A 23,449-nucleotide genomic window follows, 5' to 3' on the forward strand; every position below is an offset into this window, starting at 1 on the left:
CATTGTCGGGACGATGTCGTTCGCTTTGTGCTCTTGATTGGTAAAGCTATCTCTTTCCGATCGGCACATAGGCCCGTGGGTCCGGACCGTCATAGAGCGTAAGCGGTCGGATCAGGATATTGCGCCGCAGTTGCTCGATGCATTGCACGATCCAGCCCGGCACGCGGCCGATGGCAAATATCGGTACATAGAGGTCCATCGGAATGCCGTGCAGCTGGTAGATCACGCCCGAATAGAAATCGACATTCACGTTCAGCCCGTGCCGCGCGTAAGGCTGCATCGCCGCGACCACGGCTTGCAGGATGGCATACCATTCCGGCGCACCCATTTCCTCGCCCAGCTTGCGCACACCTTCGCGCATATGGCGGGCGCGCGGGTCCTCGGTGCGATAGACCCGGTGGCCAAAGCCAGTGACCGGCTCCCGCGCCTTGCGCTTGGCCTTGACGTAATCCGCCGCCTTCTCCGGGCTGCCGATCTCTTGCACCATCTTCATCACGTCCTCGGCGGCGCCACCATGGGCGGGGCCCGCGAGCGTGGACAGCGCGGTCACGATGGCGCCGTGCAGATTGGCCTCGGTCCCGATGGTCACGCGGGCGGCAAAGCTGGAGGCGTTCGAGCCATGCTCGGCATGCAGGATGAAATCAACATCCGCCAGCCGGGCGGCGTCGGTTGAGGGTTTCTCGCCCTTGAGCATCCAGAGCCAGTTGGCCGCGTGCGACAGGGTGTTGTCGGGGGTCACCGGGTCGCGCCCATTGCGGATTGCCTCATGCGCGGCGACGATCATCGGGATCTGGCTGGTCAGGCTAATGCCGTTCTCGACAAAGGCCTCCTCGCTGACCGCGCGGCTGCCCGGTTCCAGCGCGGCCAGCGCCGAAACGGCGGTGCGGAGCACATCCATCGGGTGGCCATCCTTTGTGGCACGGATGATGTCGAGAACCGCAGGTGGCAGGCTGCGCGCCGCTTTCAGCCGGGAATCGAAATCAGCAAGTTCCGCCACGGATGGAAGCTCGCCATGGATCAGCAGATACGCCACTTCTTCAAAGGTGGAATGGGTGGCGAGATCGTGGATCGAATAGCCACGATAGCTGAGTTCACCCTGCGATCCGTCGATATGGCTGACGCCCGAGCGTTCGAAATAGACGCCCACCAGACCACGGTTGATCTTGACCTCGTCGCTCATCGCTGTCTCCCTTCGGTGACTGAATTGGAGGGGCCCATGACCGCACAGCAGCGCGCCATCGAAAAAGCCAAAACCCGCGGGGCGCGGGTGGTGTTTCCGGAAATGGATGACCCGCGCGTGGCGGCAGCCTCGGCGGAACTGGCCCGGCAGGGCTTGTGCGAGCCGGTCGGTCTGGGCACCCCTTCGGAGGCCCATGTCGCGGCTCTGGTCGAGGCGCGCGGAGTGAAAGAGGCGGTCGCGCGCCGCATGCTGGGCAAACCCCTGTACCTGGCCGCCGCCATGGTCGCCAGCGGTGAGGCCGAAGCGATGGTAGCAGGTGCCGACAGCCCAACCAAGCGGGTGATCGAGGCGGCCGCCATCGCGATCGGGCTGGCCGAAGGGGTCTCGGTGCCGTCGTCGTTCTTCCTGATGCGGTTTCCTGACGGGCGCGAACTCATCTTTGCCGATTGCGCGGTGAACGTGACCCCGGACGCCGAGGCTTTGGCAGCGATTGCGCGTGCGTCAGAGGTGTCGGCGCGCGCGCTTCTGGGCTCTGCCCGCGTGGCGATGCTGTCATATTCAACCGGCACCTCGGGCGCGGGTGACAGCGTCGACCTTGTCAGATCGGCGGCAGAGGCCACCGGATTCCTGGGGCCGGTACAGGCGGACGCGGCGTTGAATGCGCGCATCGCCGCCAAGAAGGGGCTGGGCGCGGGCGATGCCAATGTACTGGTATTTCCCGATCTCGATGCGGGCAACATCGCGTACAAGCTGTGCCAGGAACTGGCCGGCGCACAGGCAATGGGACCGATCCTGCAAGGGTTCCGCAAGCCGGTCTGCGACCTGAGCCGGGGCGCCACGGTTGACGACATCGTTGCCGCAACGGCAGTGACGCTGGCGCTGGTATAGCCACGGGTCATGCGGCCTCCAGGAGGGTCTGGGCGTCGCGGGCAATCATGCGCTCTTCCTCGGCCGGGACGATCCAGATCGCGACTTTCGAGTTGTCCGTGTGCAGGCGCGGCTTGGCGGCGTGGTTGGCGTCGGGGTCCATGCGAGCACCCAGCCATTCAAGGCCGCGCAGGATGCGGGCGCGCACGCCGATCGCGTTTTCCCCGATGCCACCGGTAAAGGCGATGGCATCGAGCCCCTCCATCGCGGCGATCAGGCTCCCGGCATGGCGCAGCGTCCAGTAACAGAAATGCTCGATGGCGAAATCGCTGTCGGCGGTATGGTCGAGCATCAGGCGGCGCATGTCGGACTTTCCGCCCGACAGGCCCAACAGCCCGCTTTCGTGGTTGAGTATCGCTTTTGTGCGCTCCAACCCATGATCCTCGACCAGGCGCAGCACGGCATTGGCGTCGATCCCGCCCGAGCGGGTACCCATCGTCAATCCATCGAGCGGGGAATAGCCCATGGTCGTGGCTATGGAACAACCGTTCTTGATCGCACAAAGCGAGGCGCCATTTCCGAGATGGAAGGCCAAAAGGCGCGAGGGCAGCGCCTCGCCCGAGATCTCGGGCAGGCGGCGTACCAGTGAGGCGTAGCTTAGGCCATGGAACCCGTAACGACGGATGCCCTTGGTCTCGATCATCCGAGGGATTGCGTAGCGGGTCGCAACCTCGGGGTTTGTGGCGTGGAACGAGGTGTCGAAACTGGCGAATTGCGGCAACTCCGGCGCCAGCTCGGCCAGCGTGTCTATGGCGGCGAGATTGTGCGGGTTGTGTAGCGGCGCCAGCGGTGAACAGGCGGCGATCTCGGCCCGCACTTCGGGCGTGATGCGCACGGGCGCGGTCAGCTTTCGCCCGCCATGGACAACACGATGGGCGGCGGCGCGCAGGTCCGCGACCCGCACCCCCGCAGTCTCGAGGGCCTTGAGCACGGCAGCAAGGGCGGCGCGGTGGTCGATCAGCGGCAGCTCGGTCTTTTCCGAACCAACCTGAAGGAAGGACACGCCACCGATACCGGCGGCGAGTCCTGATAGCAGCTCTGTCAGGTCGGGTCCGAAAACCGCGAACTTGATCGACGAGGACCCGGCGTTGAGTACGAGAATGCTGTCTTTGGCGCCGGGTTCGTGCATGTCGCTCAGACCTGCTGTTCGCGCATGTCGGCCTTGTCGATACCGGCCACGCGAACGGGTTTCTTCATGGCGTCGCGGCGGAAGGGTTCGCCCAGTTCCTGATTGATCATCGCTTCGATCAGGGTGGTCTTGCCCGCCTTCTGATCCTCGATGGCCTTGGCCAGCGCGGCGGTCAGCTCATCCATGGTGCGCGCGACAACGCCTTGCAGGCCACAGGCCTTGGCGATGCCGGCATAGCTCACCTGCTCGTCCAGCTCGGTGCCGACAAAGTTGTCGTCGAACCAAAGGGTGGAGTTCCGCTTTTCCGCACCCCACTGATAGTTGCGGAACACGATCTGGGTGACCGCCGGCCACTCGCCACGCCCGATTGCCGTGAGCTCGTTGACCGCGATACCAAAGGCACCGTCACCCGAAAAACCAACCACCGGCACATCCGGGCATCCGATCTTGGCGCCGACAACAGCGGGCAGGCCGTAACCGCAGGGACCGAACAGGCCGGGGGCCAGGTACTTTCGGCCATCCTCGAACGAGGGATAAGCGTTGCCGATGGCGCAGTTGTTACCGATGTCCGACGAGATGATCGCCTCTTTCGGCAGGGCGCTCTGGATCGCGCGCCAGGCCATGCGGGGGCTCATCCATTCGGGTTTCGCATCGCGGGCGCGCTGGTTCCAGGTGGTACCCGGATCGTCATCCTCGTGGGTCATCTCGGTCAGTTGCTGTGCCCAGCGCGACTTGGTCTCGGCGATCCTGGCCTTGCGCGCGGCGCGGCCTTCGTCCCCGGCGGTGCCCGACAGCTGGTTCAGGATGCCGGTCGCCACCTTGGCCGCGTCGCCGATGATGCCCACAGTAACCTTCTTGGTCAGGCCGATCCGGTCGGGGTTGATGTCGACCTGGATGATCTTGGCATTTGCCGGCCAGTATTCCATGCCATAGCCCGGCAGGGTCGAGAACGGGTTCAGACGGGTGCCAAGGCACAGCACAACATCAGCGTCCTTGATCAGCTCCATCCCGGCTTTCGAGCCGTTATAGCCCAGCGGGCCGGCAAAGAGCGGATGCGAGCCGGGGAAAGCATCATTGTGCTGGTAGCCAACGCAGACCGGCGCATCGAGCCGCTCGGCCAGCGCCTTGGAGGCCGCGATGCCGCCCTTGGACAGAACCACGCCCGCGCCGTTCAGGATTACCGGGTTCTTTGCATCCGACAGGAGCGCGGCCGCCTGTGCTACGGCCTGCTCACCGCCCGACGGACGTTCGAACTCGACAATCGCGGGCAGTTCGATATCGACGACCTGGGTCCACATGTCGCGCGGAATGTTCAGCTGTGCCGGGGCACTGGCACGCTTGGCGTTCATGATCACGCGGTTCAGTACTTCGGCCACGCGGGTGGGGTCGCGCACCTCTTCCTGATAGGCGACCATGTCCTCGAACAGTTTCATCTGCTCGACTTCCTGGAAACCGCCCTGACCGATGGTCTTGTTGGCGGCCTGCGGGGTTACCAGCAGAAGCGGTGTATGGTTCCAGTAGGCGGTTTTGACAGCGGTCACGAAATTGGTGATGCCGGGGCCGTTCTGGGCGATCATCATCGACATCTTTCCGGTGGCACGGGTGTAACCGTCGGCCATCATGCCGGCGCTGCCCTCGTGCGCGCAGTCCCAGAAGGTGATCCCGGCCGAGGGGAACAGGTCGGAAATCGGCATCATCGCCGATCCGATGATGCCAAACGCATGCTGGATGCCATGCATCTGCAGGGTTTTGACGAAGGCTTCTTCGGTCGTCATCTTCATGAGATCGCACTCCATGGTGTTCTGATTGGCCGGCCACAGCGGGAACCGGCATCTTGGTTAAAGGTTTAGGCGCAACGGGAAGGCAGGCGTTAGGGCCAGAATGAAAACCGGGATAGGGCCAGACCCTACCCAGCATGACGGGCGATGGCGCCAGCGATGCGCTCTATCCCCGGCGCGATGCGGCTGGTCGGGATCGAGGAATAACCCAGGCGATAATAGTTCGTGGGCCGGTCCGGCCCCGAGAAGAAGGCCACTCCAGGCTCGATATGAACGCTTTCGCCGCGCAGAGCCATGGCAAGTGCGCCGCAATCCACCCCGACCGGGGCCTGCATCCAGAGCGACGAACCACCATAGACACCACGCCCGGCGATGCTGAGACCATGCTGGGCGATGGCACGCTCGATCTCTTGACGTCGTTGCAGCAGAACCGAGGACATCCGCCGGATTTGCGCGTCGTAGTGGCCCAGCGACAGAAAGTAGGCGGCGGTGCGCTGGATATGACCCGGCGGATGGCGCAGCACAAGCGACCGCAGCGCGCGCGCCTCGCGGATGAACGGCTCGGAGCCGACCATGTAGCCCAGCCGCAACCCGGGAAAGAGCGATTTCGAGAAGCTGCCGACATAAACGACACGCCCATCGCGATCGAGCGACTTCAGCGCCGGAGAGGGCGCGCCCAGAAAGGCCAGTTCGAACTCGTAATCGTCCTCGACGATCATCGCGTCGATCTCGCGTGCCCGCTCCAACAGTGCATGACGGCGCGACACCGGCATGGTGGCGGTGGTCGGACTTTGATGGCTGGGCGTGGTAAAGATCACGTCGGTATCGTCGGGGATGGCATCGGGCGGCAGCCCGTCCAGATCGACCCGCAGCGGCACCAGATTGCAGCGCGACTGGATCAACAATTCGCGCAGCGCGTAATAGCAGGGATCCTCGACCGCCGCCTTGCGCCTGCGGTTCAACAAGACCCGCGCCGCCAGCCAGAGCGCATTCTGGGCGCCGAGCGTGATAAGGATTTCCTCGGGCCGGGCCGAAATACCGCGCCGGGGCAAGGTATGCCGCGCGATGAATTCGATCAGCAGCGGGTCGTCCTGATCGACATAGTCGGCGGTGAGTGAGGCAAAATCCTTTTGTCCCAGCGCCCGCACCGCGCAAAGCCGCCAGTTGGCGTGATCGAACAGCGTGGGATCGGCCTGGCCATAGATGAACGGATAGCGATAGTCGCGCCAATCCGCCGGCTTCTGCAACGTGTCTCCGCCCGAAAACTTGCGGGCGATGGCGCGGGACCAGTCCACCGTTTCCTGATCGCGTTCCATCGGGGCATAGCTGGGCGGGATCGGCGCGTTCTCGGACACGAAATAGCCCGACCGCCCGCGCGAGGTCAGGTAATCGTTCGCCAGCAACTCTGTATATGCCAGCGTCACGGTGATCCGGCTGACCCCCAGATGGGTCGCCAATCGCCGCGACGAGGGCAATTTCTCACCCACATGAAAACGCCCCGACAGGATGCCTTCGGCGATCATCTGCTGGATTTGCGCCTGAAGCGTGCCCTGCGCGCCCTGTTTCAGAAAGAAGGTTTCGACCGGTATCGCCATGGGCTCACAATAGATTGGACTTATTCTGCTATCAATTTGGACTTATAGGCCGCTGACAAGGGTCTTTGACGGTTGGAGATATGCATGCGAGCCATCTGGCCTTATCGCCCCAAACAGGATGCGTCTTGACGTCCGCAATAATAACTATAAAACCAGTTTTGTAGTTATTTATGGAGCAATCATGTGGGATGAAGCAGCAAGCGGATTTGCCGCCATGGGATCGGTGGCGCGGCTCAAGGTTTTGCGCACACTGGTTCGGGCCGGCCGTCCCGGTCTGACGGTGGGCGAGATCCAGCAGCGCACGGACATGGCGGCCTCGACCTTGGCCCATCACCTCAAGGCGCTGACGGCGGGGGGAGTCATCGAACAGACCCGCCAGGGCCGGCAAACCATCAACCGCGCCCGATACGACCATCTTGAGGCGCTGGCGCAATTCATCATCGCGGAATGCTGCGCCGATCAATGCGGGCACGACATACAGGAGACAGACAATGGTTGAGATCACATCTCCCCCGAGGCGCGGACCGGGCCGTCTGACGACATGGCTGAAAACGCCCTGGGCGGTGGCCGCTGGGCTGATTGGCGCGGTGGCGCTGCTGGATCCGGCGCAACTGGTCGCTGTTGTCCGTTTTGCAACTGCCGCTCTGGCGGGAACCGCGCCCTATATCCTCTTTGCCGTGCTGCTGCTGGCCTGGCTCAAGGCAACCGGCGCCGAGGTCCTGGTGGCGCGCGCCTTCGAGGGGCGGGAAACGCGGATGATCCTTCTGGCGGCGCTGTTCGGCGGGCTTGCACCGTTTTGCTCCTGCGAGGTGATCCCGTTCATCGCCGGGTTGCTGGCACTGGGAGCGCCTTTGTCGGCGGTGATGGCGTTCTGGCTCAGCTCGCCCCTCATCGACCCGCCGACACTGTTGATCACGGCGGGCGCGCTGGGCTGGCCCTTTGCCATCGGCAAGGCGGTGGCAGCGGTCGGGCTGGGCCTGTTCGGCGGCTTTGTCGTGCGGGCGTTGTCCGCTGGCGGAGCGCTGAGCGATCCGCTGCGCAACGCCAAGACCCGAGGCTGTGGCTGTGGCGCGCCGAAAACCACGGCGCCGCGGTGGCGGTTCTGGACCGAGCCCGAGCGCACCCGTGTCTTTCGCGCCGAATTCCTCGGCAACGGGGTGTTCCTGCTGAAATGGATGACGCTGGCCTATGTGATCGAAGCGCTGCTGGTCACCTATGTGCCGGCGCAGGTGATCGCCGGGCTGGTTGGTGGCGAGGGGGTGGTGCCCATTGCAACCGCCGCATTGGTCGGCATGCCGGCCTATCTGAATTCCTACGTGGCGCCGCCCCTTCTGGCGGGGTTGATGGAACAGGGCATGACAGCCGGGGCAGCGATGGCCTTCATGGTGGCGGGCGCAGTCAGCTCGATCCCGGCGATGGCAGCTGTCTGGTCACTGGTAAGACCGAGTGTTTTCGCGCTCTATCTCGGACTGGGACTAACGGGCGCAGTGATCGCCGGTCTGGTTTTCCAGATGCTTTGATACGGTTATTGCCCCCCGCAATACTGGGGCAGTTTCAACCGATAGCGCGCCTCGCCACTGGTGACATAGACGCGCTTTTCCACGCAAGCGGTGGTGGTCACGCTGGCTGCCACCGGCCCCTCGGTCGAAGTGATCGAAGTGGCATGTCCATCGGGCAAACGCACCGAGACCAGCGCTCCGTTGCGCAAATCGCCGTTGAGCGCGGTCAGAGAAAGCACGTCGAGGGTCAGAAACGCCTCGTGCTCATGAGGTTCTTCTCCCCTGCCGAACAGCAGCAGCCCACCAATGATGGCGGCGAACAGGGCGCCGGCACCAAGCGCTGCGCCACGGGTGTGAAGGAAGGCATAGACGGATACCGCCCGGTGTGGGCCGATCAGTTTGGAAAGCAAAGCAAGCATGGGTCGCCGAATGTGAAAAGCCCCGGCCACAGGGCCGGGGCGGTTCCGATCAGTAACGGGGATCGTCGTCCTCGTCTTCGTCATCCTTGCCACCCTTGGGCAGGTTGAAGAAGCTGTCAGCATCGGCGACCGAACGGTGGTCGTCCTCGTCATCATCGCTGGTATTGATCGGCTCGGACAGCGAGAAGTTCTCCAGCCCCTCGATCGCAGTGGGGATGCGGGGGCCGGTGTCCATGCCCAGCGACTGTTCGGTCGAAACGAGCTTGCGGCGCTCGTCGTCGCTCATCACGCCGCCTTCGGCGGCTTTCTTGGCGGCGGCCTTTTGCACCACCGAGTCGAGTTCGGACTGGCGGCAGAGGCCCAGCGCCACCGGGTCGATGGGCTGCATGTTGGAAATGTTCCAGTGGGTCCGCTCGCGGATCGACTGGATCGTCGGCTTGGTGGTGCCGACCAGCTTGGCAATCTGGCCATCGGACAGCTCGGGATGGAACTTGACCAGCCACAGGATCGCGTTCGGGCGGTCCTGGCGTTTCGACAGCGGCGTATAGCGGGGGCCGCGGCGCTTTTCCTCGCCAGCGGCGGCGGGGTTGAACTTGAGCTTCAGCTTGTGCAGCGGATTCTGTTCGGCCTTGTCGATTTCTTCCTGGGTCAGCTGGTTGTTGGCGATGGGGTCGAACCCCTTGACGCCCGCAGCCACATCGCCATCGGCAATGCCCTGAATTTCCAGCTCGTGCATGCCGACGAAATCGGCGATCTGCTTGAAGCTGATCGTCGTGTTGTCCACCAGCCAGACGGCGGTTGCCTTGGCCATCAGAGGTTTTGCCATGGCTTGTCTCCTTGCGAATACATCTCTCCCGTCGCCGGAAATCGGCTGCCCCGGGGTTTGGGGCGGTTTCCGTTGTCGGGGAACTCCGAGCGTATATAGTCGGACGGGGCAGATAAGGAAAGAGCGAATGCGCTGGTTGATTCTCTGGATTCTGAGCGCTGTTTCGGCCTTGGCCGATGGCGAGAAAGCGGGCCAGTTCGACTATTACGTTCTTTCGCTCAGCTGGTCCCCCAACTGGTGCGAGACCACCGGAGATGCACGCGGCGAGGACCAGTGCAACCCGCGCCATGACCACGGCTGGATACTGCATGGCCTCTGGCCGCAATACCAGTATGGCTGGCCCTCCTATTGCCGCACCTCCGAGACCCCGCCCACCCGCCGGATGACAGCGGAAATGACCGATATTCAGGGCAGTTCGGGCCTGGCCTGGCACCAATGGAAGAAACACGGCACCTGTAGCGGGCTGAGCGCGCAATCCTATTTCGATCTGTCGCGCGAGGCCTATGACAGCGTGGTCCGCCCCGAAGTGTTCCGGCGGCTGGACCAGACAGTGCAACTGCCGGCGCGGGTGGTCGAAGAGGCCTTTCTGAGGGCAAATCCGAAGCTGGAACGCGACATGCTGACAGTGACCTGTAACGGACGTTACATCGCCGAGGTGCGCATCTGCCTGTCAAACAGCCTGAAACCGGTTCCCTGTGGCCGGGACGTGGTGCGCGACTGCCGGACCGAAGACGCGCTGTTGCACGCGATTCGCTGACTTCGATTCAGTTCTGTGCCTTCTGGCACTCGCGCGCGTATTCCAGCGCCTTAGAGGTGCCTTTGAGGTCGATCGCCATGACCTCCTGCCCCTCGGCGCCATAGACCGTCATCACCTTGCGTTGGGCAATGGCATGTACGAACTCGCGGTCGGTAAAGAACACCGTTGCGCCGCGCACCTTGCCCTTGTTGGCGCCGATGGCGGTGGCCTCGAACCGCTCACCATCCAGATCAAAGGTGATGGGATAGCTGCCGCCATCCTCGATGGCGCCCCAGTTCTTGTTGAACACGGTGAAATAGCCGCGATTGCCGGTCCGGTCATAACCCAGCCGCACCACCGAGAGATCCTCGTAAACCGTCTGAATCAGGCAGCCATTGCCCAGCGCCGGGTCGACCATCAGGTTCCAGCCATGCACGAATCCCTTGTCGATCAGCTCCTGCGACCAGGCGGCGGTGGCAGTGACGGCGGCGAGCACAAAGGCAAGAATGCGGGTCATAGGGACATCTCCGGGCGGTGAGTGAGGCTCTATCCTTACCTAGCCGCAAAGCGCGCGGGACAAAAGGAAAACTCCGCCGGGTGTTACCGATTTCATGCGGCTGGTTTGGGGCGTGCCCCATGATATGGCCATTGGGTTCAGCGCCGGGGAATACCCCGGCAAGTCAAGCGATGACGGCGCGGTCAGGCAAAGCCAAAGCGCATGGCGCCCGCCGCGGCGAGTTCGTCATCCAGCGTGCCGGAGGTCAGCAGGTCGAGAACGGCGGTGGCACCTGAGCCCGGTGTCGGGCTGAGGAAGATCGACATGTCGATGTCGGTGGCGAAATCACCGGGAAAGACCGCAGCGGGGGCGAGACCGGGGGTCGACAGAATCGTCGACAGTGGTGCTACGGCCAGTTCGGTGTCCCCTGCCACGACCGAGGCGACCGGTTCGCCGCCGCCCATCGGGCGGCTTTTGGGGCGCAGGGTGTCAGACAGCCCCAGCCGCGCAACCGCATCCAGGAAGATGCGGCCGCTGGTGCCCGCGCCGGTATAGGCGATGCTGTCCGCCCGCCGGAAAAGATCGGCGATAGCGGGCGCGTGCCGGAGGGGCTCTGCCTTGGCACCTGCCCGGCAGCCGACCGCAAGCGGCACCCGGCCAAAGGGCCGGTGCGTGGTAGCATCGACATGGCGGCTGGCGATCAGGGCGGGGACATATTCGGGATTGGTCAGCCCGATATCGTAGGCTTCGCCGGCTGCGATGCGCTCGGGTATCCGCGGGTTGAGGTCGATGATCTGTGTCACCGGTCGGCCCGCTGCCGCGTCGAGGCGCGGGCCGAGGCGCGCCATCAATCCCCGGAGCGCTGTGGGCACGAAGATGTGCAGACTGGCTGTTGTCATTGCCGGGCCCTTTTGGCGACCTACCCTCTGGGTCAAAGTACTGGCCTTTTGGAAACCGGGCTAGAGATCCTTGCGGGCGCGCATCGCGGCCGAAATGGTGCCGTCGTCGAGATAGTCGAGTTCGCCACCGATCGGCACCCCCTGCGCCAAGGAGGTCAGCCGCACCCGGCCGCCCAGCTGATCGGCGATGTAATGCGCCGTGGTCTGACCGTCGATGGTGGCGTTCAGCGCCAGGATCACCTCCGAGATCGACTCGGCGGTGACCCGATCCGCCAAGCGGGGGATACGCAATTCCTCGGGACCGACCCCATCCAGCGCCGACAGGGTGCCGCCCAGCACGTGATAGCGGCCTTTGAAGACGCCCGAACGTTCCATTGCCCACAGATCGGCCACATCCTCGACCACGCAAAGCTCGCCGGTGGCGCGCCGTTCATCGGTGCAGATGTCGCAGATGTCAGAGGTGCCGACATTGCCGCAGTTTAGGCATTCACGGGCGGTGGCCGCCACCTGCCCCATCAGATCGGCCAGCGGCGTCAACAGCAGCGCCCGCTTGCGGATCAGGTGCAGCACCGCGCGCCGGGCCGAGCGCGGGCCCAGCCCGGGCAAACGCGCCATCAGCTCGATCAGCGCGTCGATATCCTTGGTCGATCCGGCCATGTCCTGTTTCCCGTGCGCTCCCCCGCTCTGACGCGATCATGCCCGCAGTTTACCACAAAGGGAACGCCACCGTGTCAGAACGGCAGTTTGATATCCTTGGGCAGGCCCATGCCTTCGGTCAGGGCGGCCATTTCCTCTTGCGCCTTTTCGGCGGCCTTGGCCTGGGCGTCCTTGATGGCAGCCAGGATCAGGTCCTCGACCACTTCCTTGTCGTCTCCGTTGAAGATAGAGGGGTCGATATCCAGCCCCTTCAGCTCGCCCTTGGCGGTGGCGGTGGCCTTGACCAGCCCGGCCCCGGATTCGCCGGTGACCAGAATGCTGTTCAGGTCCTCTTGCATCTGAGCCATCTTGGTCTGCAATTCCTGCGCCGATTTCATCATCTTGGCCATATCGCCAAGGCCGCCGAGTCCTTTGAACATTGGGTGTCTCCTGCAAATCCGGTTTGCGCCTAGATACGGGCGCCGGTCCAGCGGCACAAGCCTATCCCGGCGCGGAAGCGCAACCGGCTGTCTTTGGCCCCGTTCGGTGCTAGTCTTGCCGGCACCCGGATCGCGGGAGGAGGGCTGCCATGTTCGCGGTTGCAGATACGGACAAGCTGGTTGACGACGCGGTGATCACCCCGGAGGCCGCGCGCGAGATCGAGGCGCGATCGCGGCAGGCGATGGTGACACTGGGTATCAACACGGTCCTGTGCCTGGGTATCCTGTCAGCGACGGGCGGGCTGATCCTGTGGTTGCAGGATCCGCTGGCAGTGGCGGTGGTGGGGCTTTTGTTGCTGGCGGGCGGGTTTGGCACTCTGTCGCGTGGCGGCGGCGACTTGCGGATGTTCGGCAATGCCGCGGCGCTGATCGGGGCCGGGATGCTGTGTGGCGGCGGTACGGTCGAGCTGGTGTCGAACCATCCGCAGATCGCGGGCCAGGTGCTGAGTGTTCTGGGCGGACTGATCATGGCCGGGGCGACACTTGCCTTTGTCCGTGATCTGGTGCGGGCGCCGTTCGTCACCGGGGCGGTGGCCCTGATGGGGCTGGCGATGCATGTCGGCGGGCTGGGGTATCTGATTGCCGACAACGGGGTGTCGGGCCTGCCGGTCAGCCTGTTTTATCTTTATACGGCGGCTTTGCTGTTGGCGGGCGGATGGCTGCTGGACGTGCGGCTGATCACGGCGCTGGCCATCGTTCCCTTTGCCCAGATGCTGGATACCGGCACCTTTTACTTCCACGCGGCCTATGTGTTCTATTCGCCGGAATCGACGCTTTCGATCCTGCAAATGGCGGTGCTGCTGGCGGCCTGTCTCTGGGTCGCCGGGCGGTTTGGCGAACGCAGCGCGCGGCATGCGCGCATCCTCGCAATGCTGGGCTTTGTCGTTGCCAATCTTTGTGCGCTGGTTGGCTCGCTCTGGGGCGATGTGGTGGGCGAGACGATCTGGGGTCCGTCAGAGCCGATGGTCTGGACTGAAGACGCCTGGGATGCCTATTCCAGGGCGCGCGACGCCTTTCGCGACAACGCCTTGGTCATTTCCGAGGGCGTCTATTCGGTGCTGTGGGCGGGGGCGCTGGTGGCGCTGTTGTTCTGGTCGGCGCATCGCGGTAACCGGGGGCTGTTCAACGCCTCGCTCGTGTTCGGCGTGATCCACGCCTATACCCAGATATTCGAAAGCTTTGGAGACGAACCGCTGGCCTATGTCATCGGCGGGCTGGCCCTGATCCCGATTGCCTGGGGCATGTGGCGGTTTGATCGGTGGATCAAGGCACAGGCCGTTGATCCAACCGCCTAGGCTTGCAACACCCGGTCGATCGGACCGAAATGGGTGCGACAGCTGGTGCAATATCGCCCTGCGCCCGAAGTTCGGACAAGACCGGGCTGTCCCGTGTTCAGTGCCTAGCTAGGCTGAAAGAGCCAGACTGGCGCGGCGGCCAAAGCCGCGCCAGCCGGTATTAAGTCATATTTCGGTTCAACGCTGTGCCTCGGTTCGCAGCTTGTCCATCAGCGTCTGCAAAGTCTGGACATAGAGCGCGCTGGTCAGTTGGCCGTTCTCGTCGAACTGGTTTGAACTGTCGGCCAAATGCACCTCGGGGCCAGTCACAAGGCGCGGCTGGAACGGCACAATGAAGCCGCGCAGAACCGCCTGCGCGCGCTCGCCCCCGGCCCGGCCACCTGCCGCTGACATCACTGCAACCGGCTTGTCAGCCCAGGGCTTGCCACTGGTCCGGCTGACCCAGTCGAGCGCATTCTTCAGCGCGCCGGACGGCCCCTTGTTGTATTCCGGCGTCGATATGATCACCGCGTCCGCAGCAGCGATCTGATCGGCAAGGCGCTGAACGACCTCTGGAATGCCGTCGGCGGCTTCGTTGTCGCCATCGTAGAGAGGCAGGTTCAGATCGGCCTCGGTATAGCTTGCGGGTCCGAAAAGCCGCGCCGCCTCGCGCAGCAGTTTGCGGTTGGTCGAGGCCGCGCGCAAGGCGCCGCTGAGGCCCAGCAGGGTGAGGTCGGTCATCGGGTTCTCCTGTTTCTGCGTCCCCTTTTACCTAGAGGGCAATCCCGCCGATCCAAACCCCTGACCCCGCGCAAGCGTTGTTCAAATATGCAGGGGTCCATGGGCGCGATCTGCCTTGGTTCAGCCGACGATGATCACCTTCCCGGTCAATGCGCCCTCGACACTTTTGGCAAAGGCCCGGCCAACCCGACCGGCGGCCACCGGTTCATGCCCGGGAAACCACGCGCCATAGCGGGGAACAGAGACATCCAGCAGACCGGGACTGACCACGTTGATCCGTTGCCGGCGTGGCATTTCGATCGCCGCGCCCACGACAAATCCGCCAAGGGCGCCATTCGCGGTCGCCGCACCGGCGCCCATCGGGATCGGATCGCGGTCGAGAACGCCGCTTGTCAGCGTAAAGGACCCGCCTTCGGCCACATGGTCGAACCCACCCAGCACCAGGTTGATCTGGCCCATCACCTTGTTTCGCAATCCGATCATGAAGGTCTCGCGCGTGAACTCACACAAGGCGCCGAAATGTACCTCTCCGGCTGTCGAGACCACCGCGTCGACCATGCCGGTCCGGGTATACATCGCGGCGACCGACTGAGGGTCGGCAATATCGACCGTCACGTCACCCCGGCTGCGCCCGGCCCGAATAAGCTCGTGCCGACTGCCCAATTCCTTGCAAACCGCCCTGCCGACGTCGCCTTCGGCCCCAACCACAATGATCCGCATCTCATCCTCCTTCGATCTCGGAATATCTCTGCAACTTGTGCGCCAGCAGCGCGGCGCAGCGGTCAAGCGCGGCCCGGCGCAGTTCAAGGTTGGCGGCATGCTCCTGCAACATCCGGCGCCGCTCGGGGATGGTGGCATCGCCCTGCCGGTAGAGCTCGGCAAAGCGGCGCATCGCGCGCAGTTCCATCCCGGTTTCGCGCAAGGAGGCGAGCAGTCTGAGCCAGTCCGCCGTTTCGGGTGAAAACCGCCGCATCCCGTCAGCGCCGCGCGCAATCGGGGGCAGCAGCCCCGAACGCTCGTAGAAACGGATCGTGTCGATGCTCAAACCGGATCTGGCGGCAGCCTCTGCAATCTTCATCCGCGATCTCCGCCGTTGGGTTTTCCCAAGCCTACCGCCCTTGAGCGGCTCCAGATCAAGCGGTTTCTGCGGATTGTTAGAGACACCGGCGGAAACGCGAAACCCCGCGCCTTGCGAGGCGCGGGGTTTGAGTGCCTGGGCTTGTTGCCCCGATCAGTTGCGCGGGATCACCACGATCTCGACACGCCGGTTCTGGGCCTTGCCCTCGGGCGTCAGGTTCGAGGCGATCGGGTTGTTCTCGCCCATGCCCAGGGTCGAGATCCGGTCATAGGTCACGCCACCCGCCTGCAGGATGTCGGCCACGGCGCCAGCGCGCCGCTCGGACAGACCCTGATTATAGGCGGCCTCGCCGTCGCTGTCGGTATGGCCGATGACCTGCACCGTCGATTTCGGATAGCGGACCAGATGCGCCGCGACCTTTTGCAGATCCGACCGCAGGGCCGGACGCACCGTGGCGCTGTCGGTGTCAAACGTGATGTCATTCGGCACGCTCACAACCAGACGGTCGCCGGTATTGGTGATGGTGATGCCGTCATTGGCCAGTTCCTGACGCAGTTCGGCGGCCTGCTTGTCCAGCTGGTTGCCGATCAATCCGCCACCGGCGGCCCCGATGGCCGCACCGGCCAGTGCACCCAGGCCGGGATTGGAATCGTTGGCGATGGCACCAACACCGGCCCCGAGGATACCGCCGATCAGCGCACCCTGCTTGGCCTGCCGATTAGGGTCGGTATTGGTGCTGAGCGAGGCCGGGTCTGTGCAGGCGCCCAGCGCCAGAACGACTGCCAGCCCGGTGGCGAGTGTAAGTTTTGTCTTGGTCATGGGTTCACCTTCTGCTCCTGGTCCCGATTGCCGCGGGATTTGTTGCTTTTGCCCCAAGTATATCACTGGGCGGGCCGGTACAAACAAGCAACAAAGCGGTGAAATCGGCGATTCCTTGCGCATCGCCCTACCGCGCGCTGGCCGCGGCGGCCTCGTCCCAGCGGCTTTGATCCTGCCAGAGCTGGCGCAGGGCTGCCGCCTGCGGGGCAAAGCTGTCGGGCAGCAGGTCGCAGGCCCAGATCCGGTCGGTTCGGAAATGGCGGAACCCGTTGCGCAGCTCGCACCAACCCGCCAGCATGGTGCAGTCGAGGTGATAGATCAGCCCGACCGGGCGCAGCGCGCGCAGCGTGCGGCTGCCGTCGCCGCTGCGATACTCGATCCTGAGCTTGCGTGCCTCGCGCACGGCCTGACGCAACAATGCGATGGGGGTACAGCCCCGTCCGGGATCGTCGGCGGGCGCGCCCCAGGGCGCCACCCGCAGCCAGTCGGCCGGATCGTGCAGCGCGTCGATCTTGGCGCAAACCCGTTCTGCGGCCTGTTGCAGGGCGCTGTCGCCGGTGCGGGCCAGCATCGAGAGGCCGACGCGCAGCGCCTCGACCTCTTCCTGGTCGAAGTTGAGCGGCGGCAGGTCATAGCCGCCGCGCATAACGTAACCCAGGCCCGCCGCGCCCTCGATCGGGGTGCGCATGGCCTGAAGCGCCGCGATATCGCGATAGACGGTGCGGGCCGAGACCTCGAGCCGCGCGGCCAGATCCTCGGCGGTCATGGGCGCGGTGGCGGCGCGCAGGATCTGGATGATTTCGAACAAACGGGTGGAGCGGCGCATGGGATCCTCTGGAACACTGCTGACACCTTAGCACAGCCCCCTGACAACGGGGTGTCAGCAGGGTTGCGGTCTGATGGCGGGCGTATCGACACCCATAGGAGACCGACCATGCCAAGCCGCGACCACCATGTCCTGATGGCCCTCAGACTGGAGCGTTGGAGCAAGCCCAAAACACTGCGCAATTGGGAGACCGAGAGAGGGCTTGCCGCCCGGCGCGCGGTCCCGTCGAGGCGGTTGCATCTGTTGCGCTGGATGGCGGCGCGCTGGCGCTAGGCCTCGCTGCGGGCCGCTTCCCAGGCCAGCATGGCACGTTTCACCGGCAGACCCCAGTGATAGCCGCCCAGTCCGCCGGATTTGCGCAGGGCGCGGTGGCAGGGGATCAGCCAGCTGACCGGGTTGCGCCCCACCGCCGTGCCCACCGCGCGCACCGCGCGCGGCTGTCCGATGGACTGGGCCAGTTCGCCATAGGTGGTGACCTGGCCCGAAGGGATGCGCAAGAGCGCCTCCCAGACCTTGATCTGCAAGGGCGCACCGATCAGGTAGAGCGGCACCGGCTCCAGCCGGTCGCTGGCGGCGCCAAAGGCGCTGAGCGCCCAAGGGCGCAGGCGCATCGGATCCTCGACGAAGGTGGCCTGTGGCCAGCGCGACAACAAATCCTGCATCGTGGCCTCGGCCCCCGCCTCGGCGGCAAAGCCGATGCCGCAGATGCCGCGCTCGGTTCCCATGACCAGTGCGGGGCCAAAGGGGCTTTCGAACCAGCCCCAGTAGATCGTCAGATCCGCGCCCTTGCGGGCATAGTCGCCGGGGCTCATCGCCTCCCACCGGACGAAGAGGTCGTGCAGGCGCCCGGTGCCCGAGAGGCCCACATTCTGGGCGGCTTCGAGCAGAGTGAACCGTTCCTCAAGCAGCGCCTTGGCATGGCCCAGCGTCAGGTATTGCTGGTATTTCTTGGGCGAGACCCCGACCCAGCGCGAAAAGATGCGCTGGAAATGCGCGGGGCTCATGTTCATCCGGGCAGCCAAATCGTCCAGCGACATGCTCTCGCCGCCTGCGTCGATCAGTTCGATCGCGCGGCGGATGACGCCATAGTGATAGCCCTCTTCCATCGTCTGAACATTCATGTCGCACCTCTTTGTCTGAACTGGAGAGTAGCGCGCGGGCGCCGTTGTCGCGACCCGGAACCTGTGCAAATATTTGTCAACTGAGTTGACGAATCATGCTCACCGGTCCAGTACTGCGGGCATGACACATGAACCCGATCAGCTTTATCAGGCGGTACAGGCCACGCGGCCGCTGTTGCGCAACATCACGGCAGCGGTGGAGCGGGGGAGTATGCGCGAGGGCGTAACCGTGGGACAGCGCGCCATTCTTGAAGGTCTGTCGCTGACCCCCGGCGCTACGGCGCCGCAACTGGGCGCCACGTTGCAGATGAAGCGGCAATATATCTCGCGCATCCTGCAAGAGGTGCAGCGCGCCGGGCTGATCGAGCGGCATACCAATCCCGAACACGCGCGGTCCCCCCGCTATTGGCTGACCCCGAGGGGGGAGGCCATCATCACCGCGATCCGGGCGGATGAGATGGCGAAGCTGGCGCTTTTCTCCGAGGGGTTCTCACCCGCCGAGCTTGCCGCCTATCACAAGGTGCAGCTTGCCCTGACCCGGTTCTTTGCAGACTTGGCCAAGGAGGCTTGACATGTCCTTTCTCTGGATATTCGCCGCCGGGATCGTGATCGCGGCTCTCTATATCCTGCTGGAGATCCGCAAGATCGGGTCGCCAACCAAAGGGCCTGTCATCGAGCGCGCCACCCGTCCCGGAACGGCACTGGTGGTGATCGACATGCAGACCGATTTCACCTCGCTGCCGGTGTGGCAATCCCCACAGCTGGACACCGCGATAGAGAACATCGGAACAGCGGTGGATGCGGCGCGACAGGCAGGTGTGCCGGTGATCGCGATCCGGCAGGTGTACAAGGCCGGGCTGGCCCGGCTGTTGAACGGCTGGTTCAATCAGGGGCGCGGCAATGCCGGGTCGACGGGCATCGGGCTGGACCCACGCCTGGGACTGGTGCCTGACATCGAGTTCGAGAAATCCATGGGCGATGCCTTTTCCGAACCCGCGTTGGAGCGATACTTGGAGGAAAACCGGATCGGCACCCTGATCCTGACCGGTCTGGATGGCTGTCACTGTGTCAAGAACACTGCGTTTGGCGCTCTGAACCGGGGATATGCGGTGCGGATCGACCCCAAGGCAGTGCTTGCGGCCAATGATGCCGAATGGTCAAAGGTACAGCAAAACCTGACGGCAGCCGGGGCGGAATTGGGCGCGACGGAGGCCTAGGCACTGCCTTTTCAATTGCGGGGGAGTGTCTGTCAGGGCATTAAGGCCCGGATGGCAAAACAACTCGATTACCACACGATCCGCGAGATCTTTACCCGGTTTCAGGCCGCCGATCCCGAACCCAAGGGCGAGCTGGAGCATGTGAACGCCTATACGCTGGTGGTAGCGGTCGCGCTGAGCGCGCAGGCCACCGATGCGGGCGTGAACAAGGCCACCCGCGAATTGTTCAAGATCGCCGACACGCCGGAAAAGATGCTGGCGCTGGGCGAAGAGGGCGTGACCGAGCATATCAAGACCATTGGCCTGTTCCGTCAGAAGGCCAAGAACGTGATCAAGCTGAGTCGCATCCTTGTCGAGCAATATGGCGGCGAAGTACCCAATTCGCGCGCCGCGCTGCAATCGCTGCCCGGTGTCGGTCGCAAGACCGCCAATGTGGTGCTGAACATGTGGTGGCGCATCCCGGCGCAGGCGGTGGACACCCATATCTTTCGCGTCGGCAACCGTACCGGCATCTGTCCGGGCAAGGATGTGGACGCGGTCGAGCGCGCCATCGAGGACAATATCCCGGCCGATTTCCAGCAGCACGCGCATCACTGGCTGATCCTGCACGGCCGTTACCATTGCAAAGCCAGAAAGCCGATGTGCGGCACCTGCCTCATCCGTGATCTGTGCCAATTCGAGGACAAGACCCTATGAAGACCTACGATGTCGTTGGCATCGGCAATGCCGTTGTCGATGTGATCTCGCAAGCCGATGACAGCTTTCTCGACCTGATGGGGATCGAGAAGGGCATCATGCAACTGATCGAGCAGGAGCGCGGCGAGGTGCTCTATGCCTCGATGAAGGAGCGGGTGCAGACGCCGGGCGGTTCGGTTGCCAACACCATCGCGGGCGCGGGCGCGCTGGGTCTGGATACGGCGTTTATCGGGCGGGTGCGCGACGATGCGCTGGGTCATTTCTATGCCGACGCGATGAACGAGGGCGGTATCGACTTCGTCAACCCGCCCGTGGCGGGTGAACTGGCGACCTCGCGCTCGATGATCTTTGTCTCGCCCGATGGCGAGCGGTCGATGAACACCTATCTGGGTATCTCGACCACGCTAAGCTCGGCGGATGTGCCCGAGCAGGTGACGGGCAATGCCAAACTGATGTTCCTCGAAGGCTATCTGTTCGACCATGATGCCGGGAAATCCGCGTTTCGCGAGGCGGCGCGGGCAACCCGCGCGGCGGGTGGCAAGGCGGGGATCGCGATTTCCGATCCCTTCTGTGTCGACCGGCACCGGGCCGATTTCCTGTCGCTGATCCAGCACGATCTGGATTTCGTGATCGGCAACGAGGCCGAAATCCAGTCGCTGTTCGAGACCGACCATCTGGACGATGCGCTGATGCTGACCTCGGGCATCTGCCCGCTGGTCGTGTGCACCCGTTCGGGCGACGGGGTGACGGTGATGGACGGCACGGTGCGCATCGACGTGCCGGTGGAAAAGGTGGTGCCGGTGGATGCCACCGGCGCGGGCGACCAGTTCGCTGCGGGCTTCCTGTTTGGCATGGCCACGGGCCGCGATTACGAGACCTGTGCCCGGATCGGCAATGTCTGCGCCCGCGAGGTGATCAGCCATATCGGCCCGCGCCCCGAGACGAATATGGTCGAGCTGCTGAAGGAAAACGGGCTGCTCTGATCCCGGGCCCGGGAGGGGCGCTGCCCCTCTTGCCCTGCGGGCAATTCACCCCGGAGTATTTTCGACCAGAAAGAAGCAGAGGCTGAGGCTGGGAGTCCTCCGGAGGTCCGGCTACACCTGAGCGGCGCGCGCGTTTGCCGTCTCGGCGCTGCGAAGTGCCTTGGCCAGCAGGGTGGACAGAGCCGCTTGTTCCTCTGTCGTCAATCCCTCCAAGAGCTGCGCCTGCGTCGCTACATGGGCGGCCATCATCTCGTTGATCAGGGTCAGCCCCCTGGGGGTGAGCGCAATGATCACGCTGCGGCTGTCATCGGGGTTCTTGCGGCGTTCGACCAGTCCGTCCTGTTCCAGCCGGTCGATCCGGTTGGTCATGGTGCCCGAGGCGACCATGGTGGCATCGAGCAGCGCGCCGGGGGAAAGCGCATAAGGCGGACCCGAGCGCAAGAGCGTGGCCAGAACGTCGAACTTGGCCGCATTCAGCCCGTTGCGGGCAAAGTTTTCCTGCATCCCCTGTCCAAAAGCCATCGACAGCCGCGCGACCCGGCCGATCACCGCCATTGCCCGCGTGTCGAGGTCGGGGCGCTCGGCCGCCCATTGCCGGATGATAACGTCTACATGGTCCATGATTCGGGTTATTTCCGCAATTTATCTTGACGTCAAGATAAATGATGTTATCTCGACGTCGAGATAATTTGATGAGGCCCCCCATGTCACGGACAACGGATATCGCCCTGACCGCAATCGCCCCAGCCATCTGGGGCAGTTCCTATATCGTCACCACCCAGTTCCTGCCTGCGCATTCACCCTTTGTCGTGGCGTTGCTCAGGGCGTTGCCGGCCGGGTTGCTTTTGATGCTGCTGGTGCGTCAACTGCCGCCGCGCGAATGGATCGGGCGGCTGCTGATCCTGGGCGCGTTGAACTTTGCCGTGTTCTGGTCGTTGCTCTTTGTTGCCGCCTATCGCCTGCCGGGCGGGGTGGCGGCGACGGTGGGTGCGGTGCAGCCGCTGATCGTCGTGTTCCTGTCAGCGGTGGCGCTGGGCACACAGATCCGGCTGGGAGCGGTGCTGTCAGCCTTGGCGGGGGTCGTCGGTGTGGCACTGTTGCTGCTGGGGCCCGAGGCGCGGCTGGATTGGATCGGCGTACTGGCCGGGCTGGGCGGCGCGCTGTCGATGGCGGTGGGCGTGGTGCTGACCCGCAAATGGCGGCCCGATGTGCCGCTGGTTACTTTCACTGCCTGGCAGCTGACTGCCGGTGGCCTGTTGATGATCCCGGTGGCCTGGCTGGCCGCGCCCGACTGGCCCGGCTTGAGCCTGATCAATCTGGCGGCGCTGGCCTGGCTCAGCCTGATCGGCGGTGCGCTGACCTATATCCTGTGGTTTCGCGGTCTGGCGCGGATCGAACCGGCAGCGGTCTCGCTGCTCGGCATCCTCAGCCCGTTGACGGCGGTGATCCTGGGTTGGCTGGCGCTGGGCGAATCCCTGAGCCCGGTTCAGGGGTTGGGCGCGATCATCGTGCTGGGCGCGGTGTGGATCGGGCAGCGCCCGGCGGACGCGCCCCGGCGACTGCGCTTTGCTCAGCCCAGATGCGGGGCAAAGGCCGCAACGACACGCTCGTAGACGTCACGCTTGAACGGCACGATCTCGGCCACCAACCGGCCGGGATCCTGCCATTTCCACCGGCTGAATTCGGGGTGTTCGGTCTTGATGTCGATCTGATCGTCGCGGCCGGTGAAGCGGAACAGGTACCATTTCTGCTCCTGCCCGCGATAGCGCCCCTTCCAGATCCGCGGCACCAGGTCATGCGGCAGGTCATAGGGCAACCAGCCCTCGGTTTCCGCCACCATCTCGACCAGATCCGCTGTCACGCCGGTCTCTTCCCATAGCTCGCGCAGGGCGGCCTCATAAGGGTCCTCGTCCTCGTCCACCCCGCCTTGGGGCATCTGCCAGGCATCGGTGTTCTGGTCCATGCGTTGGCCGACAAAGACGAACCCATCGCCATTCATCAGGACCACGCCCACGCAGGGGCGATAGGGAAGCGCGGCAATCTGTTCGGGTGTCATCCGGGGCCTTTCATTGCG

General features: G+C 64.1%; 28 protein-coding genes. 10 read left to right on the forward strand and 18 right to left on the reverse strand.

Annotated features, from left to right (window positions below; genetic code table 11):
• Nucleotides 1-46 precede the first annotated feature (46 nt).
• A complete protein-coding gene (locus MB818_RS12630) occupies nt 47-1,180 on the reverse strand; it encodes a citrate/2-methylcitrate synthase (RefSeq protein WP_238905289.1) in 1,134 nt (377 codons plus the stop codon).
• 36 nt (nt 1,181-1,216) lie between these two features.
• Between MB818_RS12630 and MB818_RS12635 the strand changes: the two genes are divergently transcribed.
• On the forward strand, nt 1,217-2,068 hold the full coding sequence (locus tag MB818_RS12635; RefSeq protein WP_238905291.1) for a phosphate acyltransferase: 852 nt from the start codon (nt 1,217-1,219) through the stop codon (nt 2,066-2,068).
• 7 nt (nt 2,069-2,075) lie between these two features.
• Here MB818_RS12635 and MB818_RS12640 read toward each other — a convergent pair whose 3' ends face one another.
• The 3 genes from MB818_RS12640 to pdxR form a co-directional block, all read right to left on the reverse strand.
• On the reverse strand, nt 2,076-3,236 hold the full coding sequence (locus tag MB818_RS12640) for an acetate/propionate family kinase (RefSeq protein ID WP_234176218.1): 1,161 nt from the start codon (nt 3,234-3,236) through the stop codon (nt 2,076-2,078).
• Between the two features lie 5 nt (nt 3,237-3,241).
• Nucleotides 3,242-5,017: a sulfoacetaldehyde acetyltransferase gene (gene xsc, locus MB818_RS12645; protein WP_234137102.1), complete on the reverse strand. Its 1,776-nt coding sequence runs from the start codon at nt 5,015-5,017 to the stop codon at nt 3,242-3,244.
• 125 nt (nt 5,018-5,142) lie between these two features.
• A complete protein-coding gene (gene pdxR / locus MB818_RS12650; protein ID WP_234137103.1) occupies nt 5,143-6,609 on the reverse strand; it encodes a MocR-like pyridoxine biosynthesis transcription factor PdxR in 1,467 nt (488 codons plus the stop codon).
• Between the two features lie 181 nt (nt 6,610-6,790).
• Between pdxR and MB818_RS12655 the strand changes: the two genes are divergently transcribed.
• Both MB818_RS12655 and MB818_RS12660 read left to right on the forward strand, forming a co-directional pair.
• Complete coding sequence (locus MB818_RS12655) at nt 6,791-7,108, forward strand: ArsR/SmtB family transcription factor (protein ID WP_234162861.1); 318 nt, start codon at nt 6,791-6,793, stop codon at nt 7,106-7,108.
• Nucleotides 7,101-8,129, forward strand: a complete 1,029-nt coding sequence (locus MB818_RS12660; RefSeq protein ID WP_234216148.1) for a permease — start codon at nt 7,101-7,103, stop codon at nt 8,127-8,129. Before MB818_RS12655 ends, MB818_RS12660 begins: the two co-directional genes overlap by 8 nt.
• 5 nt (nt 8,130-8,134) lie before the next feature.
• On the opposite strand, the gene MB818_RS12665 is transcribed toward MB818_RS12660, so the two are convergent.
• Nucleotides 8,135-8,527, reverse strand: coding sequence for a hypothetical protein (locus tag MB818_RS12665; RefSeq protein ID WP_234137106.1), 393 nt, complete (start codon nt 8,525-8,527; stop codon nt 8,135-8,137).
• A gap of 49 nt (nt 8,528-8,576) precedes the next feature.
• A complete protein-coding gene (locus MB818_RS12670) occupies nt 8,577-9,353 on the reverse strand; it encodes a DUF1013 domain-containing protein (RefSeq protein WP_234137107.1) in 777 nt (258 codons plus the stop codon).
• Between the two features lie 127 nt (nt 9,354-9,480).
• Here MB818_RS12670 and MB818_RS12675 point away from each other — a divergent pair, with 127 nt between their 5' ends.
• On the forward strand, nt 9,481-10,110 hold the full coding sequence (locus MB818_RS12675; RefSeq protein WP_234137108.1) for a ribonuclease T2 family protein: 630 nt from the start codon (nt 9,481-9,483) through the stop codon (nt 10,108-10,110).
• Nucleotides 10,111-10,117: 7 nt separating this feature from the next.
• Here MB818_RS12675 and MB818_RS12680 read toward each other — a convergent pair whose 3' ends face one another.
• From MB818_RS12680 to MB818_RS12695, 4 genes are all read right to left on the reverse strand, one after another.
• A complete protein-coding gene (locus tag MB818_RS12680; protein ID WP_234137109.1) occupies nt 10,118-10,606 on the reverse strand; it encodes a hypothetical protein in 489 nt (162 codons plus the stop codon).
• Nucleotides 10,607-10,788: 182 nt separating this feature from the next.
• The gene (locus tag MB818_RS12685; RefSeq protein ID WP_238905292.1) at nt 10,789-11,484 is read right to left on the reverse strand and encodes a substrate-binding domain-containing protein; all 696 of its coding nucleotides are present in this window, start codon (nt 11,482-11,484) and stop codon (nt 10,789-10,791) included.
• A gap of 60 nt (nt 11,485-11,544) precedes the next feature.
• On the reverse strand, nt 11,545-12,141 hold the full coding sequence (gene recR / locus MB818_RS12690; RefSeq protein WP_234171493.1) for a recombination mediator RecR: 597 nt from the start codon (nt 12,139-12,141) through the stop codon (nt 11,545-11,547).
• Nucleotides 12,142-12,215: 74 nt separating this feature from the next.
• Nucleotides 12,216-12,560, reverse strand: a complete 345-nt coding sequence (locus tag MB818_RS12695; RefSeq protein WP_234144530.1) for a YbaB/EbfC family nucleoid-associated protein — start codon at nt 12,558-12,560, stop codon at nt 12,216-12,218.
• Between the two features lie 149 nt (nt 12,561-12,709).
• On the opposite strand from MB818_RS12695, the gene MB818_RS12700 reads away from it, so the two are divergent.
• Complete coding sequence (locus MB818_RS12700) at nt 12,710-13,915, forward strand: hypothetical protein (RefSeq protein WP_238905294.1); 1,206 nt, start codon at nt 12,710-12,712, stop codon at nt 13,913-13,915.
• 177 nt (nt 13,916-14,092) lie between these two features.
• Here MB818_RS12700 and MB818_RS12705 read toward each other — a convergent pair whose 3' ends face one another.
• From MB818_RS12705 to MB818_RS12730, 6 genes are all read right to left on the reverse strand, one after another.
• Nucleotides 14,093-14,635, reverse strand: coding sequence for an NADPH-dependent FMN reductase (locus tag MB818_RS12705; protein ID WP_234137114.1), 543 nt, complete (start codon nt 14,633-14,635; stop codon nt 14,093-14,095).
• A gap of 120 nt (nt 14,636-14,755) precedes the next feature.
• Complete coding sequence (locus MB818_RS12710) at nt 14,756-15,355, reverse strand: short chain dehydrogenase (RefSeq protein ID WP_234176235.1); 600 nt, start codon at nt 15,353-15,355, stop codon at nt 14,756-14,758.
• Nucleotide 15,356: 1 nt separating this feature from the next.
• Nucleotides 15,357-15,713 (reverse strand): MerR family transcriptional regulator, encoded by a 357-nt coding sequence (locus MB818_RS12715; protein WP_234144534.1) that lies wholly within the window; start codon nt 15,711-15,713, stop codon nt 15,357-15,359.
• A 153-nt stretch (nt 15,714-15,866) separates the two neighbouring features.
• Nucleotides 15,867-16,532: a YiaD family glycine zipper/OmpA-like lipoprotein gene (locus MB818_RS12720; RefSeq protein ID WP_234171500.1), complete on the reverse strand. Its 666-nt coding sequence runs from the start codon at nt 16,530-16,532 to the stop codon at nt 15,867-15,869.
• A gap of 127 nt (nt 16,533-16,659) precedes the next feature.
• Nucleotides 16,660-17,358, reverse strand: a complete 699-nt coding sequence (locus MB818_RS12725) for a helix-turn-helix transcriptional regulator (protein ID WP_234176239.1) — start codon at nt 17,356-17,358, stop codon at nt 16,660-16,662.
• 269 nt (nt 17,359-17,627) lie between these two features.
• On the reverse strand, nt 17,628-18,479 hold the full coding sequence (locus MB818_RS12730; RefSeq protein WP_234176241.1) for a methylated-DNA--[protein]-cysteine S-methyltransferase: 852 nt from the start codon (nt 18,477-18,479) through the stop codon (nt 17,628-17,630).
• Between the two features lie 121 nt (nt 18,480-18,600).
• On the opposite strand from MB818_RS12730, the gene MB818_RS12735 reads away from it, so the two are divergent.
• The 4 genes from MB818_RS12735 to MB818_RS12750 are packed head-to-tail and all read left to right on the forward strand — an operon-like array spanning nt 18,601 to nt 21,375.
• Nucleotides 18,601-19,050, forward strand: a complete 450-nt coding sequence (locus MB818_RS12735) for a MarR family winged helix-turn-helix transcriptional regulator (protein ID WP_234165540.1) — start codon at nt 18,601-18,603, stop codon at nt 19,048-19,050.
• Between the two features lies 1 nt (nt 19,051).
• Nucleotides 19,052-19,696, forward strand: coding sequence for a cysteine hydrolase family protein (locus tag MB818_RS12740; protein ID WP_238905296.1), 645 nt, complete (start codon nt 19,052-19,054; stop codon nt 19,694-19,696).
• A 51-nt stretch (nt 19,697-19,747) separates the two neighbouring features.
• A complete protein-coding gene (gene nth, locus MB818_RS12745) occupies nt 19,748-20,392 on the forward strand; it encodes an endonuclease III (protein ID WP_234137123.1) in 645 nt (214 codons plus the stop codon).
• Nucleotides 20,389-21,375, forward strand: coding sequence for an adenosine kinase (locus MB818_RS12750; protein ID WP_234216141.1), 987 nt, complete (start codon nt 20,389-20,391; stop codon nt 21,373-21,375). Before nth ends, MB818_RS12750 begins: the two co-directional genes overlap by 4 nt.
• 111 nt (nt 21,376-21,486) lie before the next feature.
• On the opposite strand, the gene MB818_RS12755 is transcribed toward MB818_RS12750, so the two are convergent.
• Nucleotides 21,487-21,996 (reverse strand): MarR family winged helix-turn-helix transcriptional regulator, encoded by a 510-nt coding sequence (locus MB818_RS12755; RefSeq protein ID WP_234216140.1) that lies wholly within the window; start codon nt 21,994-21,996, stop codon nt 21,487-21,489.
• An 83-nt stretch (nt 21,997-22,079) separates the two neighbouring features.
• On the opposite strand from MB818_RS12755, the gene MB818_RS12760 reads away from it, so the two are divergent.
• The gene (locus MB818_RS12760) at nt 22,080-22,988 is read left to right on the forward strand and encodes an EamA family transporter (RefSeq protein ID WP_234216139.1); all 909 of its coding nucleotides are present in this window, start codon (nt 22,080-22,082) and stop codon (nt 22,986-22,988) included.
• Here the strand turns inward: MB818_RS12760 and MB818_RS12765 are convergent.
• Nucleotides 22,946-23,431, reverse strand: a complete 486-nt coding sequence (locus MB818_RS12765) for an RNA pyrophosphohydrolase (protein WP_234137127.1) — start codon at nt 23,429-23,431, stop codon at nt 22,946-22,948. The two genes, MB818_RS12760 and MB818_RS12765, sit on opposite strands and share 43 nt — an antisense overlap.
• Between the last annotated feature and the right edge of the window lie 18 nt (nt 23,432-23,449).

Source organism: Ruegeria alba (genome assembly GCF_022321465.1).
Classification (GTDB): domain Bacteria; phylum Pseudomonadota; class Alphaproteobacteria; order Rhodobacterales; family Rhodobacteraceae; genus Ruegeria_B; species Ruegeria_B alba.